We start from the raw sequence: 14,610 nt of genomic DNA, 5'->3' as shown, positions 1-14,610 counted from the left end.
GCGCCCTGCGCTTCGGCATCTTGTCGGGTTACGCCCTCCGGGCTAACCCGACCTACGGGGGGCGTGCGCTTATTCATGTCCGATGTCTTTCATGGCCATGCTTTCCTGGCCCCAATCGGCGGGGTAGGTGCCTGCTTGTACATAACGCTGAAAACTGGAGTAAGGCCACTGCGCGGGGGACGCTGCCAGGCCATGCTTGACGGGGTTGTAGTGAATGTAGTCCGCATGGTTTGCGAAGTCGGCACCGTCGCGCAGCTGGTGCTCCCAGTAACGGTGCTGCCAAATGGCCTGTTGGTGTTTTGCGACGCGTGCGGCGTTGGAGGTGTGGCGCAGCTCGGGGAGGCTGTGTTTGGTGAACCAGGTTTTGATCAGGCGCCAGCGGGTGGAAAAATCGGCGTCATCCGGGGGGAGCGTCCAGATGCAATGCAGGTGGTCGGGCAAAACAATGATGGCTTCGATGGTGAAGGGACGCGTGGCGCGCACTTGCTTGAAAGCGGTGCGCAAGACCTGCACGTTCTCGGCAGCTGCAAAGACCGGGCGCCTGCCTTCTGTCACCACGGTGAAGAAAAACGAGCCGCCGGGGGTGGATGCGCGTCGGTAGTGCATGGGTGGGTGTCGGGTTACGCTGCGCTAACCCGACCTACGAGGGGGCGGGCGGGGTCAAAAGTCATAGCCAAGCGCGGTCAACTTCTGCCTTATCAGCACATCCAGCTCCGCGCCCCGAGCCATTTGCGCGCCCAATTTTTCGGTGAGCTTTTGCATCTTGTCGGCAAAGGCCTCGTCGTCGTCGTCCACGGCCTCTGCGCCCACGTAGCGGCCGGGGGTGAGGACGTGGCCGTGTTGGGCGATTTCAGCCAGGGGGACGCTGCGGCAGAAGCCTGGGATGTCTTGGTAGCCGGTGGCGATGCTGCCCCCACCCCCGCGCCAGGCGGCGACGGTGTTGGCGATGCGGGCAATGGCGGCGTCGTCCAGCTCGGCCTGCGCGCGGCTGATCATGCGGGCCTGTTTGCGGGCGTCGATGAACAGCACCTGCCCCTTGCGGTGCGCGGGCTTGGTTTTGGCCAGGAACCACAGGCAGGCGGGGATTTGGGTGTTGAAGAACAGCTGGCCCGGCAGGGCCACCATGATTTCCACCACGTCGGCCTCAACCATGGCGGCGCGGATCACGCCTTCGTTGTTCTGGCTGCTGCTCATGCTGCCGTTGGCCAGCACGATGCCGGCGCGGCCCGTGGGCCGCAGGTGGTGCAGCATGTGCTGCAGCCAGGCGGTGTTGGCGTTGCCGTGGGGCGGGTCGCCGTAGACCCAGCGCACGTCGCCCTCCAGGCTGGCGTGCCACCAGTCGCTGATGTTGAACGGCGGGTTCGCCAGGATGTAGTCGGCGCGCAGGTCCGGGTGCTGGTTGCGCACCAAGGTGTCGGCAGGCTCGCGCCCCAGGTTGAAGTCGATGCCGCGCAGGGCCAGGTTCATGGCCGCCAGGCGCCAGGTGGTGGGGTTTGATTCCTGGCCATAAATGCTGACATCGCCCACCCGGCCACCGTGGGCTGCTATGAATTTTTCACTCTGTACAAACATGCCGCCCGAGCCACAGCAGGGGTCGTAGACCTTGCCGTGGTGCGGTGCCAGCACGGCCACCAGCGTCTTGACGATGGAGGCGGGGGTGTAGAACTGACCGCCCTTTTTGCCCTCGGCGCTGGCGAACTGGCCCAGGAAGTATTCGTAGACCTGGCCCAGCACGTCGCGCGCCACGTCGGGGCTGTCGCCAAAGCCGATGGTGGAGACCAGGTCCACCAGCTCGCCGAGCTTGCCGTCGGGCAGCTGGGCGCGGGCGTAGCGCTTGTCCAGAATGCCCTTGAGCTTGGGATTTTCGGCCTCGATGAGGGCAAGCGCCTGGTCGATGTGCTTACCGATTTCCACGCTCTTGGCGGCGGCGCGCAACGCTTCCCAACGCGCCCCTTCGGGCACCCAGAAGACGTTGGCGCTGGCGTAGTAGTCGCGGTCTTCCAGCTCGGCCTGCAGGTCTTCGTCGGCGGCTTCACCGTAATAGAACTCGTCGTCTGGGTCTTGCAGGCGCGCCAGAACCTCGCTGCGGCGGGCTGTGAAGGTGTCGGAGATGAACTTTAAAAAGATGAGGCCCAGCACCAAGTGCTTGTATTCGGCTGCATCCATATTGGCGCGCAGCTTGTCGGCGGTGGCCCAGAGTGTTTTTTTGATGTCGTCGAGCATGAAGAGGCCGTTGCCCAAGGTGTAACAAAACCGCTCCCATTATGTCGGCATACCAGGGGTGAACCCCAGGTTTCGTGGCGCGATAGGCCAGAACCCACCCGGCGCCTGCATGTACGCGCGCGAGACGTTGCTGCAGGCGCTCAAGACGCGTTGCTGCTGAACAAGGCGCGGTGCTGCGCCTCGCGCTCAAAACGGCTGGCGATGCTGCCGCAGACCAGGTCACACAAGGCATATACCGCTGGATCGTCGATGCGGTAGTACACACAATTGCCCCGGCTCTCGCGCGCCACCAAGCCCTGCTTGGTCAGCAGCGACAGGTGCTTGGAGACATTGGCAGCGGTGTAGCCGCACTGCTGGGCCAAAAAGCCAACGTTGTGCTCACCGCCGCGCAGCAGGTTGAGGATGCGCAAGCGTGTCGGTTCGGCCAGGGCCTGGAAATAGGCCGCGACCTGCTCCATGGCTTCGGGGGGCAAGTCTTTCATAAGGGGCTTTCTCTGTAGAGACTGCATTCTATTCTTGCTTGACTATTTAATCAATTGGTTAAATAATTAAAAACATGCTGCACACCTTCTCTTTTCCTCATCCCCCTGCCCTGCCCGCCTGGGCGTTGGCGGCCTGCCTGGCGACGGCTGTGGCCCCGGCCCTGGCAGCGCCACTGGCGAGCGAAGTCGTGTCTGCCCCCGCCGCCACCGGCTGGAGCAGCGCCGATGCCGTGGTCGAAGCCGTACGCGATACCGCCGTTGCCGCCCAGGTGGCTGGCGCCGTGGTGCAGCTGCGGGTGCAGGTGGGCGACAAGGTGCAAGCCGGGCAAGAGCTGCTGCGGCTCGATGCCCAGGCGGCGCAGCAAACGGCGGCTGCCAGCAGCGCGCAGGTGCAGGCAGCGCGCAGCCAGGCGCAGCTGGCGGTGCAAGAGCTGGCGCGCCAGCGGCAGTTGCTGGCCAAGAATTACATCAGCCAGGCGGCATTCGATCGCGCCCAGGCGCAGCACGATGCGGCCCAGGCCGAGGTGCGCGCCTTGCAGGCCCAGGCGGGCGCGGCGAGCGCGCAAACCCAGTTCTACGTCGTGCGTGCGCCCTACGCCGGCGTGGTCAGCGAAGTGCCGGTGGCCCTGGGCGACATGGCCACCCCCGGGCGCACGCTGCTGCGCCTGTACGATCCGCGCGCCCTGCGCATCACGGCCACGGCGGCGCAGTCTCAGGTGCTGGCCCTGCCGGCGCAGGGCAGCGTGGCGCTTGAAATTCCCGGCCTGGGCAGCACCCGGGTGCCGCTCGATATGGCGCAGCTCGAACGCCTGCCCACCGTCGATGCCCGCAGCCACACCATGCAGCTGCGCGCCCACTTGCCCGCAGCGCTGCAAGCGCAGGCCCGTCCAGGCATGTTTGCCCGCCTGTGGCTGCCGGGGGCGGACAAGGCGCAGGCGCCGGTGAGCGTGCCGCAAAGCGCCATCTGGCGCCGCGCCGAGATGACCGGATTGTTCGTGCTCGATGCCCAGGACCAGCCCCGCCTGCGCCAGGTGCGCCTGGGCCGAGCGCTGCCGGCAGCGGCCGATGGCGCCGCCCGCGTCGAGGTGCTCAGCGGCCTGCGCAGCGGCGAACGCATTGCCACCGATCCCCAAGCCGCAGCACAGGTGCAGTGACATGGCAGCGCACAACGACAAAATGGGCATCTCCGGGCGCATTGCAGCGTTCTTTTTGACGGCCCAGATCACCCCCCTGCTCGCCCTGGTGGCGTTTTTGCTGGGCGCTTTTGCCGTGCTGGTCACGCCGCGCGAGGAAGAGCCGCAGATCAACGTCACCATGGCCAACGTGCTGGTGCCCTTCCCGGGGGCGAGCGTGCAGGACGTGGAGCAGATGGTGGCCACGCCGGTCGAGGGCCTGCTCGCTGGAATGCAGGGCGTGGAGCACGTGATGAGCGTCTCGCGCCCCGGCCTGGCGGTGCTCTCGGTGCAATTCAAGGTCGGCGTGCCGCGCACCGAAGCCCTGGTGCGCCTGCACGACGAGCTGCGCAGCCACAGCGATTTGCTGCCTGCGGGCCTGGGGGTGCAGGCGCCCCTGATTCGCCCCAAGGGCATTGACGACGTGCCCATCGTCAGCTTCACCCTGCACGGCCAGAATGCGGATACCAGCGCCTTCGATTTGGAGCGCGTGGCGCACAGCGTGCAGGCCGAGCTGCAGCGCGTGCCCGGCGTGCGCGCGGTGCAAACCATTGGCGGCCCGGGGCGCGCGGTGCTGGTGCAGCTCGACCCGGCGCGCCTGGCGAGCACGGGCGTGACGGTGCTGGAGCTGCGCGCCGCGCTGCAGGCAGCCAACCAGGGCTTGCCGGTGGGCGACCTGCTCGGTGCTGCAAAAACAATAGCGCTTGACGCAGGCCCCTTCTTGTCCAACGCCCAGGAAGTGGCGGATTTGGTGGTCGCCACCCGGGCCGGCAAGCCGGTCTTCTTGAAAGACATCGCCCAGGTGCAAGACGGCGCCCCAACGCCGCAGCGCTACGTCTGGTTTGGCGCCCCGGGCGGCGAGCAATGGCCCGCCGTGACGCTGCAAATCACCAAGAAAGCCGGCGAAAACGCCATCGACGTTGCCAACGCCCTGGCCGCGCGCATGGCGCAGCTGCACGGCAGCGTCATCCCCGACGCCGTGCAAGCGGTCGAGACGCGCAACTACGGTGCCACGGCCAACGACAAGGCGCAAAAGCTCATCCAGAAGCTGCTGTTTGCCACCGCCTCGGTGGTGGCGCTGGTGTTTCTCGCCCTGGGCCGGCGCGAGGCGGCCATCGTCGGCCTGGCGGTGGTGCTCACGCTGACAGCCACGCTCTTTGCCTCCTGGGCCTGGGGCTTCACGCTCAACCGGGTGTCGCTGTTTGCGCTCATCTTCTCCATCGGCATTCTGGTGGACGACGCCATCGTCGTGGTCGAGAACATCCACCGCCACCAGCAGCTCGAACCCGGACTGTCGCTGCTGCAGAGCATCCCGCGTGCGGTCGATGAAGTCGGCGGCCCGACCATCCTGGCGACGCTGACGGTGATTGCCGCCCTGCTGCCCATGGCCTTCGTCTCGGGGCTGATGGGGCCGTACATGGCGCCCATCCCCATCAACGCCAGCATGGGCATGTTGCTGTCGCTGGCGATCGCCTTCGTCGTCACGCCCTGGTTGGCACAGCGCTGGATGAAGCCCCACACCGGCGCGGCAGCGGCGCACAGCAGCTTTGCCGACAAGCTCGAACCGCACCTGCAGCGCCTCTTTGGCCCCCTGCTCGATGAGCGCAAGGGCGGGCGCAACCGCGCCCTGCTCGGCCTGGGCGTGGCAGGGTTGATTGCGCTGTCGGTACTGCTGCCGGTGGTGGGCTGGGTGCAGCTCAAAATGCTGCCGTTCGACAACAAATCGGAGTTCCAGGTGGTGCTGGACATGCCCGCCGGCACGCCGCTCGAAGACACTGCCGCCGTGCTGCAGGCCCTGGGCGCGCACCTGGCGACCGTGCCCGAGGTGGAAAACTACCAAGCCTATGCCGGTACGGCCGCGCCCATCAACTTCAACGGCCTGGTGCGCCAGTACGACCTGCGTGCTGCCAGCGAACTGGGCGACATCCAGGTCAACCTGGTGGACAAACAGCACCGCAAGGAACAAAGCCACGCCATTGCCATGCGCCTGCGCCCGCAGCTGCAGGCCATTGCCGCCCCCTGGGGGGCGAACGTGAAGGTGGTGGAAGTGCCACCCGGCCCGCCGGTGCTCGCGCCCATCGTGGCTGAAATTTACGGCCCCGAGGCCGCAGGCCGGCGCCAGGTGGCGCAGGCCGTGCGCGCTGTGTTCGAAAAAACAGAGGGCGTGGTCGATGTGGACAGCACCACCATCGCCGCCGCGCCGCGCCAGTGGCTGCTGATCGATCGGCGCAAGGCGGCTGCAGCGGGCGTCACGCCCCAGGCCATTGCCGCCACGCTGCACGCGGGCCTGAGCGGCGACGCTGCCACCTATTTGCACGATGCCAGCCGCGTGCCCGTGCCCGTGTGGCTGCAGCTGCCCGGCGAGCTGCACGGCAGCCTGGACGCCCTGCTGCAGCTGCAAGTGGCCGGCCCCAGCGGCCAGGGCGTGCCCATTCGTGAGCTGGTGACGGTGAGCGACACGCTGCGCGAGCAACCCATTTACCACAAGGACTTGCTGCCGGTGGACTACGTACAGGGCGACATGGCCGGGCGCGTGGACAGCCCGCTGTACGGCATGTTTGCCATGCGCAGCGCCATCGCCGGCATTGCCGCGCCCGGCGGCGCGCTGCTCAAGGAAACCTTTGTGGCCCTGCCCGCCGACGCACAGCGCGACTACACCCTGCGCTGGGACGGCGAATGGCGCATCACTTACGAAACCTTCCGCGACATGGGCGCCGCCTACGCCGTCGGCCTGGTGCTGATCTACCTGCTGGTGGTGGCGCAGTTTGGCTCCTACCTCACGCCGCTGATCATCATGGCGCCCATTGCGCTGACCGTGATTGGCGTCATGCCCGGGCACGCGCTGCTGGGCGCGCAGTTCACCGCCACCAGCATGATCGGCATGATCGCCCTGGCCGGCATCATCGTGCGCAACTCCATCTTGCTGGTCGATTTCATCCGCCTGCAGCAAGCGCAGGGAATGGCGCTGGCACGCGCCGTGGTGCACGCCGTCGCCACGCGCACCCAGCCCATCGTGCTCACCGGGCTGGCGGCCATGATCGGCGCCTTCTTCATCCTCGACGACCCGATCTTCAACGGCCTGGCGATCGCGCTCATCTTCGGCATCTTGGTGTCCACGCTGCTGACGCTGATCGTCATTCCCACCCTGTACTACGCCGCTTACCACCGTAAGCCCACCCACCCCTGACCAGAGGAGCCCTCATGCTGCCCAACTACCCCGAAATCATCAAAGACACCAGCGCCGCCGTTGCCAAGCTGCGCGCCGACATTCCCGATACCCTCAAAGGCTTTACCGCCATGGCGCAGGCCGCCACCAAGGACGGCGCGCTCGACGCCAAGACCAAGGAGCTGATCGCCATCGCGCTCTCGGTCGGGGTGCGCTGCGACCCCTGCCTGGGCTACCACACCCAGGCCCTGGTCAAGCTCGGCTGCACGCGCGAGGAGCTGGCCGAGGCCCTGGGCATGGCCGTCTACATGGGCGGCGGCCCCTCGCTGATGTACGCCGCGCGCGCCAGCGAAGCCTTCGACCAGTTCGCCGCCCAGGCGCAAAAAACCACTGCCTGAGCCGCCGCCATGCGCCCTCTTCTGCATCCCCTGGCCCGGGCGGCGCTTGCCACCAGCCTGGCCGCCCTGCCTGGCCTGGCCGGGGCCATCGACCTCGCCAGTGCCTGGCAAGCGGCCCAGCAGCACGACAAGGAGCTGACCGTGGCCCGCGCCGAGTACGCACGCGCCCAGCCGCAGCGCGCGCAGGCGGCAGCGCTGTGGCGCCCGGGCGTGGCCCTCACGGCCACGGCCGGCCTGGGCACGAGCGAATCGCAGATGCAGGGCGCGCAGTTCTCCGCCCCCGGCATGGGCACGAACACCGGCGTCAACTTTGCCACCTCGGTGACCGGCAGCAGCACCACACGCTGGGCGCTGCAGGCCAGCCAGCCGCTGTACCACCCCGAGCGCCGCGCCCAGCAGCAGCAGCTCAACCTGCAGGCCGACATGACCGAGCTGCAGTGGCAGGCCCAATGGCAGCAGGCGCTGCTGCGCACCGTGCAGCGCTACCTGGACCTGGCGCTGGCACAGCAAACGCTGGCCGTCACGGCGCAGCAGCTGCAGGCGGTGCAAAACGCCCACGCCGAGGCGCAGGAGCGCTTTCGCATCGGCGCCAGCCCCATCACCGAGCAGCACGAGGCCCAGGCCCGCCTGGCGGCCCTGCAGGCGCAGCAACTGGCAGCGCAGGTGCAGCTGGGCCTGCAAGAGCGCGTCCTGGCCGACAGCACCGGCCTGTCCGCTGCCGCGCTGCAGGCCCGGCTGCCCAGCGCCACCCTGCCCCCGCCGGCCCCGCTGGGCGCATGGCAAGAGCGCGCCGCCCAGGGCAACCCCGGCATCCGCCTGCAGCAACTGGCGCTGGACGTGGCCCAGGCCGAGGTGGAGAAAAACCGCCGCAGCGCCTCCACCCGCGTCGAACTCGTGGCCCAGGCCGGGCAGGAGCGCATCCACGGCAGCGGCAGCTACGGCAGCGCGCAGAACAAAAGCCTCAACGCCCTGGTGGGCGTACAGCTGAGCGTGCCGCTGTACACCGGCGGCTGGCAGAGTGCAAAAGAGGATGAAAGCCTGCGCCTGCTGGACAAGGCGCAGGCGCAGCTGGCCAGCACGCGCGAGCAGGTGGCGCAGCAGGTGCACGCCGCCTGGCTTGGCCTGCAGCTGGGCGCCGAGCGTGTGCGCGCCCTGCAGGCGGCGCAGACCGCCAGCGCCGCGCGCCTCGATGCCACCCAGACCGGGCGCGAGGTGGGCGAGCGCAGCCTGCTCGACCTGCTGAACGCGCAAAGCGACCTGGCGAGCCAGCAACTCGCCCTGGCACAGGCCCGCGCCGAGCTGCTGCAGCACCAGTTGCGCCTGGCGCTGCTGGCGGGTGCGCTCGACGAGGGGCTGCTGGACGCTATCAAATAAAGAGCTGCTAGCGCTTGACTGGCAATGGTTTTAAAAGGTTTTTATCACCAAGTTCAACCACCAGGTTGAACCACCAAGCAAGGGCCTGGAACACCTCACGGGGCAGCAAAAACCATAGCTGCTCGCGCAGGCCCCGCAAGGGCTACACCTGTTTTTTCTCAAGAAAGGAACCCGCCATGACCTCCTGGCAAATCGTGCGCACCGTCGCCGGCATCTTCATCCTGCTGTCGTTGGCACTCGGCAGCCCGGCCAGCCCGCTGTTCATGAGCCAATGGTGGCTCGCGTTCACCGCTTTCGTCGGCCTGAACCTGCTGCAAAGCGGCTTGACCAAGTGGTGCATGATGGAAACCATCCTGCGCAAACTCGGTGCACGCCAAGGCTGCTGAACCCAGGAGCCCCGCATGAAAACTGCTCTTGACCTGGTCGCCGCCGCCAAGGCGCGCATCCACGAAGTGGGCCTGGATGCGGCCCAGGCCGCCATCGCCCAGGCCGACGTACTGATCGACGTGCGCGAGCCCGACGAATTCCGCCAGGGCCACCTGCCCGGCGCCGTGAACATGCCGCGCGGCCTGCTCGAATTCCAGCTCAGCGCCCAGCCGCAGCTGCAGGCGCGCGACCTGGCCATCGTGCTGTACTGCAAAACCAGTGGCCGCGCCGCCCTGGCTGCGGCCTCGCTGCAGGAGATGGGCTACCTGAACGTGCGCTCCATCAGCGGCGGCTTTGACGCCTGGGCCGCCGCAGGCAATCCCGTGGCAGCGCCGCAAAGCCCGAGTTTTGGTTGATTTTTTACGGAGGAAATAGCTATGAAATTCAACGTTGGCGGCATCGACCGCATTCTGCGCATCGTCGTCGGCCTGGTGCTGATCGGCCTGGCCGCCACCGGCGTGGTCGGCTGGTGGGGCTTTATTGGCGTGGTGCCTGTGCTGACCGGGGTGTTTCGCTTTTGCCCGGCCTACGGCCTGCTGGGCATGAACACCTGCCCGATGAAAAAGCCTGATTAAGGCTAAATCAAGGCTAAAAACGGCTGCTAGCGCTTGCCAGTCAAGCGCTAACAGCTCCTTAATTCATAGCATCTTGCGCCCCGGGCGGGGCCACGGGCAGCTGCACGCGCAGGTGTAGCGCTTGGCTGGCAAGCGTCAACCGCTACAACTACAGGAGCACCCGCCACCGCAGCCGGCGCCCGCTTCGGCGCTGGGTTCGCCCTCTTGCTGCACCGTGGTGCGGTGCGCGCGCAGGCCGAGCTTGGCCAGCAGCTGTTCGTCGGCGGCCACGTCCGGGTTGCCCGTCACCAGCAGCTTGTCGCCGTAGAAGATGGAGTTGGCCCCGGCCAGGAAGCACAGCGCCTGCACCGGCTCGCCCAGCTGCTGGCGCCCGGCGGACAGGCGCACGCGGGCCTTGGGCATGGTGATGCGGGCGACGGCAATCACGCGCACGAAATCGAGCGGATCGACCGGGTCGCTGTCCGCCAGCGGCGTGCCGGGCACGGGCACCAGGCTGTTGATGGGCACCGAATCCGGGTAAGGGTTGAGGTTGGCCAGCTGCGCGATCAGCCCGGCGCGGTGCACGGGCGCCTCGCCCATGCCGATGATGCCGCCGCAGCAGACGCTGATGCCGGCGTCGCGCACGGCCTTGAGGGTGTCGAGCCGGTCCTGGTACTGGCGCGTGCTGACCACGTCCTGGTAGTACTCGGGCGCGGTGTCGAGGTTGTGGTTGTAGTAGTCCAGCCCCGCGCTTTTGAGCGCCTGCGCCTGGTGCGGCGCCAACATGCCCAGGGTGGCGCAGGTTTGCAGGCCCAGGCCTTTGACGGCGCTGATGATGTCGCTCATCTTTTCAATGTCGCGGTCCTTGGGCGCGCGCCAGGCGGCGCCCATGCAAAAGCGGGTGGCGCCGGCGTCTTTGGCGGCCTGGGCAGCGGCCGTGACTTCCTGCACGTTCATCATTTTCTCGGCCTTGACGCCGGTCTCGAACTCCGCCGCCTGCGGGCAGTAGCCGCAGTTCTCCGGGCAGCCGCCGGTTTTGACGGAGAGCAGCGTTGCCAGCTCGATGTCGCCCACCGGCCAATGCTGGCGGTGCACGGTCTGCGCCTGCCACAGCAGCTCCATCAGGGGCAGATCGAGCAGGGCCTGCACGGCGTCGATGCTCCAGGCGCCCGGCGCTGTGGGGGCCGCAGCAACGGGGGGGATGAATTGCAGGGGTTGGGCGGTGGCGGTCGAGGTCATGCAAAAGCTCCAGGGGCGCGCCTGCCGGGAGGGTCAGGCCGCGTACCGGCGCATTGTGCGCAGCTTTGGCCGCGCTTCCAAGTGCCGGCCTCGAAAAAACCGCAGGCGTGCAAAACGCAGCAAATGCACGCAAAACGCCATGCAATTGCCGTCAGATGAGCGAAGTTGCATGGAAAATGCCGTCAGAAAAACGCATTGGCGTTTTCTGACGGCTTTGGGCGGTATTGTGCGGCGAATGGGTGGCAACATCGCTCATCGCCGCTGGTATCAAGCCTCGAATTGGTGCGGGTTCTTGCCTTTGATGGGGACGTAGAACGCCTTGATGCGCGCCATGTCGGCATCCACATCGCCCGTGGGCACGAACAAGGGGCCAAGGCCGCCCACTTTGCGTTCGTAATCGACAAATGCCATCACGATGGGCACGCCGGCCTCTTTGGCGATGAAGTAGAAGCCGGTTTTCCAATGCCGCGTTTTGCCGCGTGTGCCCTCGGGCGGCACGATGAGCTGCATGGGGCCATCGGCCTCGCGCATGGCCTGGGCGGAGCTGGCGACGAGGTTGTTGCTCTGGCTGCGGTTGACGGGAATGCCCCCCATCCAGCGCATGAGCGCGCCGAAGGGGAAGTTGAAAATGCTTTGCTTGCCCATCCAGTACACCCGCAGGCGCAGGGCAAAGGCAATCATCAAGGTGTAGGGCAAATCCCAGTTGCTGGTGTGCGGAGCGGCAATCAGCACGCTTTTGGCGGCTTCAGGGGGCAAACTGCCCTCTACTTTCCAACCATTGAGGCGCAAGACAGCCAGCGACAGGCCGCGCAGCAAGGTGTTGACGAGGGGGGTATCAAAAATCGTGTGGTGATGCATGGGGCGGATAAGACACGCATAAAAAAACCCGATGCGGTGGCATCGGGCGCGGGAGATTTTACCTGCCCCTTTGGTGGGGCACGGGTTTTCCATGGGCTGGGGATTTCAGGCGTCAGCCCAGGGCCGCAATCACCTCGGGCGGCGCCTGCACCAGTTCGATCAAGACGCCCTCCCCGGCAATCGGAAATTCGTCATTGCTTTTGGGGTGCAAAAAGCAGATGTCGTAGCCCGCCGCTCCCTTGCGGATGCCGCCCGGCGCAAAGCGCACGCCCTGGGCCGTGAGCCAGTCAACCGCGCGGGGCAAATCGTCGATCCACAAGCCGATGTGGTTGAGCGGCGTGGTGTGCACCGCCGGTTTTTTGGCGATGTCCAGCGGCTGCATGATGTCCACCTCGACCTTGTAGGGGCCTTGGCCCATGGCGAGGATGTCTTCATCGACGTTCTCGCGCTCGCTGGTGAACTGGCCGGTTTGCGCCAGGCCCAGCATATCGACCCAGAGTTTTTTCATGCGGGCCTTGTCCGTGCCGCCAATGGCGACCTGCTGGATGCCCAGGACTTTGAAGGGGCGTGCCATGTGTTTTCTCCTGTAATGTTTGCTATTGTATTGATAGCTGCTGGCGCTTGCTGGATAAGCGCTAGCGGCATTTTTTATGCAAATTCCAGAATCACGTCGTCCACGGCCAGGGATTCGCCCTTGCCTGCCACCACCTTGCTGACCACGCCATCCTGGGCGGCAAAGAGGATGTTTTCCATCTTCATGGCCTCGATGACGGCGAGCTTTTCGCCCGCCTGCACCTTTTGCCCCGGCTGCACGGCAATATCGACCAGCAGGCCCGGCATGGGCGAGAGCAGGAACTTGGACAGATCCGGCGGCGCCTTGTAGGGCATGAGCTTGAACAGTTCGGCGCGCGCGGGCGTGAGCACCAGCGCCTCCACCTGGGTGCCGTTGTGCGCAATGCGCAGGCCCAGCGGGTTCTTGGGCGTGCCGCGCTCGACCTGGGCGGTAAAGCCCTGGCCGTTGCACGCACCCTGAATGCGGCGGCTGCCCAGGTGCGCTTCGCTACTGATTTTGTAGCTCTTGCCGCCGATAGCCACAGTGCTGGTGCCCGATTGGGCCTGAAAATCGCTGACGCTCACGCGGTGGTACTGGTGCTGGCCCTCGTGGCCCAGGGTGACGACGACGAACTCCTCGCCCACCTGCACCTCGTGCCCGGCCAGCTGGCCGCTGATGCCGCAGGCACGCGCGCGGTAGCGCCGGTGCATGTAGGCGGCCAGGGCGACGAGAAAGTCCGGGTCTTCGTGCGGCACGTCCTCGGCAACAAAGCCGTGGGCGTAATGCTCGGCAATAAAGCCGGTGTTGAAGTCGCCCGACACAAACTTGGGGTGCGCCAGCAGCGCCGCCTGGAACGGGATGTTGCTGCTGATGCCGCGAATGACAAAGCCGTTGAGCGCGGCGCGCATCTTGGCAATGGCGTCGTTGCGATCGCTGCCGTGCACGATGAGCTTGGCGATCATCGAGTCGTAGTACATGGGAATCTCGCCGCCCTCATACACGCCGGTATCGACGCGAACGCCCAGCTTCTTGCTGGTATCTGCCTGGAACATGCTCTGCGGCGGTGGCGTAAAGCGCACCAGGCGGCCCGTGGAGGGCAAAAAGTTGCGAAACGGGTCTTCGGCGTTGATGCGGCATTCAATCGCCCAGCCGTCGCGCTTGACCTGCGACTGCGTCACCGTCAGCTGCTCGCCGGCGGCGATGCGGATCATCCACTCCACCAAATCCAGGCCGGTGATGCATTCCGTCACCGGGTGCTCCACCTGCAGGCGGGTGTTCATCTCCAGGAAGTAGAAATCCTGATCCTTGCCAACCACGAACTCCACCGTGCCCGCGCTTTGGTACTTCACGGCCTTGGCCAGCTGCACCGCCTGCTCGCCCATGGCCTTGCGCGTGGCGTCCGAAATGAAAGGCGACGGCGCCTCCTCGATCACCTTCTGGTGGCGGCGCTGGATGGAGCATTCGCGCTCGTTGAGGTAAATCACGTTGCCAAAGCTGTCGCCCAGCACCTGGATTTCGATGTGGCGCGGCTCCTGCACAAACTTTTCGATAAAGATGCGGTCGTCGCCAAACGAATTGCGCGCCTCGTTCTGGCAGCTGGCAAAGCCTTCAAACGCCTCTTTGTCGTTGAACGCCACGCGCAGGCCCTTGCCACCGCCGCCGGCACTGGCCTTGATCATGACCGGGTAGCCGATTTTCTTGGCGATTTCCACCGCCTGCTCGGGGCCGACAATGGCGTCGTTGTAGCCCGGAATGGTGTTGACATTGGCCTCATTGGCCAGTTTTTTGGACGCGATTTTGTCGCCCATGGCGGCAATGGAATGCGCCTTGGGGCCGATAAAGGCAATGCCCTCGTCCTCGCAGCGCTGGGCAAAGGCTTCGTTTTCGCTCAAAAAACCGTAGCCGGGGTGAATGGCCTGGGCACCGGTTTGTTTGGCTGCGGCAATGATTTTTTCGGCCAGCAAATACGATTCACGTGAGGGTGCGGCGCCAATGCACACCGCCTCGTCGGCCAGTTGCACATGGCGTGCGCTTTTATCGGCCTCGGAATACACCGCCACGGTGGCAATGCCCATTTTCTTGGCGGTGGCAATCACTCTGCACGCTATCTCGCCCCGGTTGGCAATCAAAATTTTGGTAAACATATATTTTTCTCCTTGGGGGGA

Annotated in this window: 14 protein-coding genes; 7 read left to right on the top strand and 7 right to left on the bottom strand. The window is 65.9% G+C overall.

The window, feature by feature from the left end; genetic code table 11:
• Nucleotides 1–69: 69 nt before the first annotated feature.
• The 3 genes from G7045_RS06495 to G7045_RS06485 all read right to left on the bottom strand — a co-directional run bounded on the left by G7045_RS06495 (nt 70) and on the right by G7045_RS06485 (nt 2,705).
• Nucleotides 70–606: a transposase gene (locus G7045_RS06495; RefSeq protein WP_166158880.1), complete on the bottom strand. Its 537-nt coding sequence runs from the start codon at nt 604–606 to the stop codon at nt 70–72.
• Nucleotides 607–660: 54 nt separating this feature from the next.
• Nucleotides 661–2,223 (bottom strand): class I SAM-dependent DNA methyltransferase, encoded by a 1,563-nt coding sequence (locus G7045_RS06490; RefSeq protein ID WP_166160376.1) that lies wholly within the window; start codon nt 2,221–2,223, stop codon nt 661–663.
• 140 nt (nt 2,224–2,363) lie between these two features.
• The gene (locus tag G7045_RS06485) at nt 2,364–2,705 is read right to left on the bottom strand and encodes a helix-turn-helix transcriptional regulator (RefSeq protein WP_166158878.1); all 342 of its coding nucleotides are present in this window, start codon (nt 2,703–2,705) and stop codon (nt 2,364–2,366) included.
• A gap of 74 nt (nt 2,706–2,779) precedes the next feature.
• Between G7045_RS06485 and G7045_RS06480 the strand changes: the two genes are divergently transcribed.
• The 7 genes from G7045_RS06480 to G7045_RS06450 all read left to right on the top strand — a co-directional run bounded on the left by G7045_RS06480 (nt 2,780) and on the right by G7045_RS06450 (nt 9,816).
• Nucleotides 2,780–3,859, top strand: a complete 1,080-nt coding sequence (locus tag G7045_RS06480) for an efflux RND transporter periplasmic adaptor subunit (RefSeq protein ID WP_166158876.1) — start codon at nt 2,780–2,782, stop codon at nt 3,857–3,859.
• A gap of 1 nt (nt 3,860) precedes the next feature.
• Nucleotides 3,861–7,064, top strand: a complete 3,204-nt coding sequence (locus tag G7045_RS06475; protein ID WP_240919289.1) for an efflux RND transporter permease subunit — start codon at nt 3,861–3,863, stop codon at nt 7,062–7,064.
• A gap of 14 nt (nt 7,065–7,078) precedes the next feature.
• Nucleotides 7,079–7,441, top strand: a complete 363-nt coding sequence (locus G7045_RS06470) for a carboxymuconolactone decarboxylase family protein (protein WP_166158874.1) — start codon at nt 7,079–7,081, stop codon at nt 7,439–7,441.
• A 9-nt stretch (nt 7,442–7,450) separates the two neighbouring features.
• Nucleotides 7,451–8,815, top strand: a complete 1,365-nt coding sequence (locus tag G7045_RS06465; RefSeq protein WP_166158872.1) for a TolC family protein — start codon at nt 7,451–7,453, stop codon at nt 8,813–8,815.
• A 176-nt stretch (nt 8,816–8,991) separates the two neighbouring features.
• Nucleotides 8,992–9,201, top strand: a complete 210-nt coding sequence (locus G7045_RS06460; RefSeq protein ID WP_166158870.1) for a DUF2892 domain-containing protein — start codon at nt 8,992–8,994, stop codon at nt 9,199–9,201.
• A gap of 15 nt (nt 9,202–9,216) precedes the next feature.
• Nucleotides 9,217–9,597 carry a rhodanese-like domain-containing protein gene (locus G7045_RS06455; protein WP_166158868.1) on the top strand — a complete coding sequence of 127 codons (381 nt, stop codon included), beginning with the start codon at nt 9,217–9,219 and terminating at the stop codon, nt 9,595–9,597.
• Between the two features lie 21 nt (nt 9,598–9,618).
• A complete protein-coding gene (locus tag G7045_RS06450) occupies nt 9,619–9,816 on the top strand; it encodes a DUF2892 domain-containing protein (RefSeq protein ID WP_166158866.1) in 198 nt (65 codons plus the stop codon).
• A gap of 135 nt (nt 9,817–9,951) precedes the next feature.
• Here G7045_RS06450 and bioB read toward each other — a convergent pair whose 3' ends face one another.
• The 4 genes from bioB to accC all read right to left on the bottom strand — a co-directional run bounded on the left by bioB (nt 9,952) and on the right by accC (nt 14,589).
• Complete coding sequence (gene bioB / locus G7045_RS06445) at nt 9,952–11,034, bottom strand: biotin synthase BioB (RefSeq protein WP_166158864.1); 1,083 nt, start codon at nt 11,032–11,034, stop codon at nt 9,952–9,954.
• 267 nt (nt 11,035–11,301) lie between these two features.
• The gene (locus G7045_RS06440) at nt 11,302–11,892 is read right to left on the bottom strand and encodes a lysophospholipid acyltransferase family protein (RefSeq protein WP_166158862.1); all 591 of its coding nucleotides are present in this window, start codon (nt 11,890–11,892) and stop codon (nt 11,302–11,304) included.
• 112 nt (nt 11,893–12,004) lie between these two features.
• Complete coding sequence (locus G7045_RS06435) at nt 12,005–12,466, bottom strand: VOC family protein (RefSeq protein WP_166158860.1); 462 nt, start codon at nt 12,464–12,466, stop codon at nt 12,005–12,007.
• A 74-nt stretch (nt 12,467–12,540) separates the two neighbouring features.
• Nucleotides 12,541–14,589, bottom strand: a complete 2,049-nt coding sequence (accC, locus tag G7045_RS06430) for an acetyl-CoA carboxylase biotin carboxylase subunit (RefSeq protein WP_166158858.1) — start codon at nt 14,587–14,589, stop codon at nt 12,541–12,543.
• Nucleotides 14,590–14,610: the final 21 nt, after the last annotated feature.

This window comes from Acidovorax sp. HDW3, assembly GCF_011303755.1.
In the GTDB taxonomy this organism is placed as follows: Bacteria; Pseudomonadota; Gammaproteobacteria; order Burkholderiales; family Burkholderiaceae_C; genus Paenacidovorax.
The sequence above is the reverse complement of the archived record's forward strand: the minus strand, read 5'-3'. Positions and strand labels throughout refer to the sequence as shown.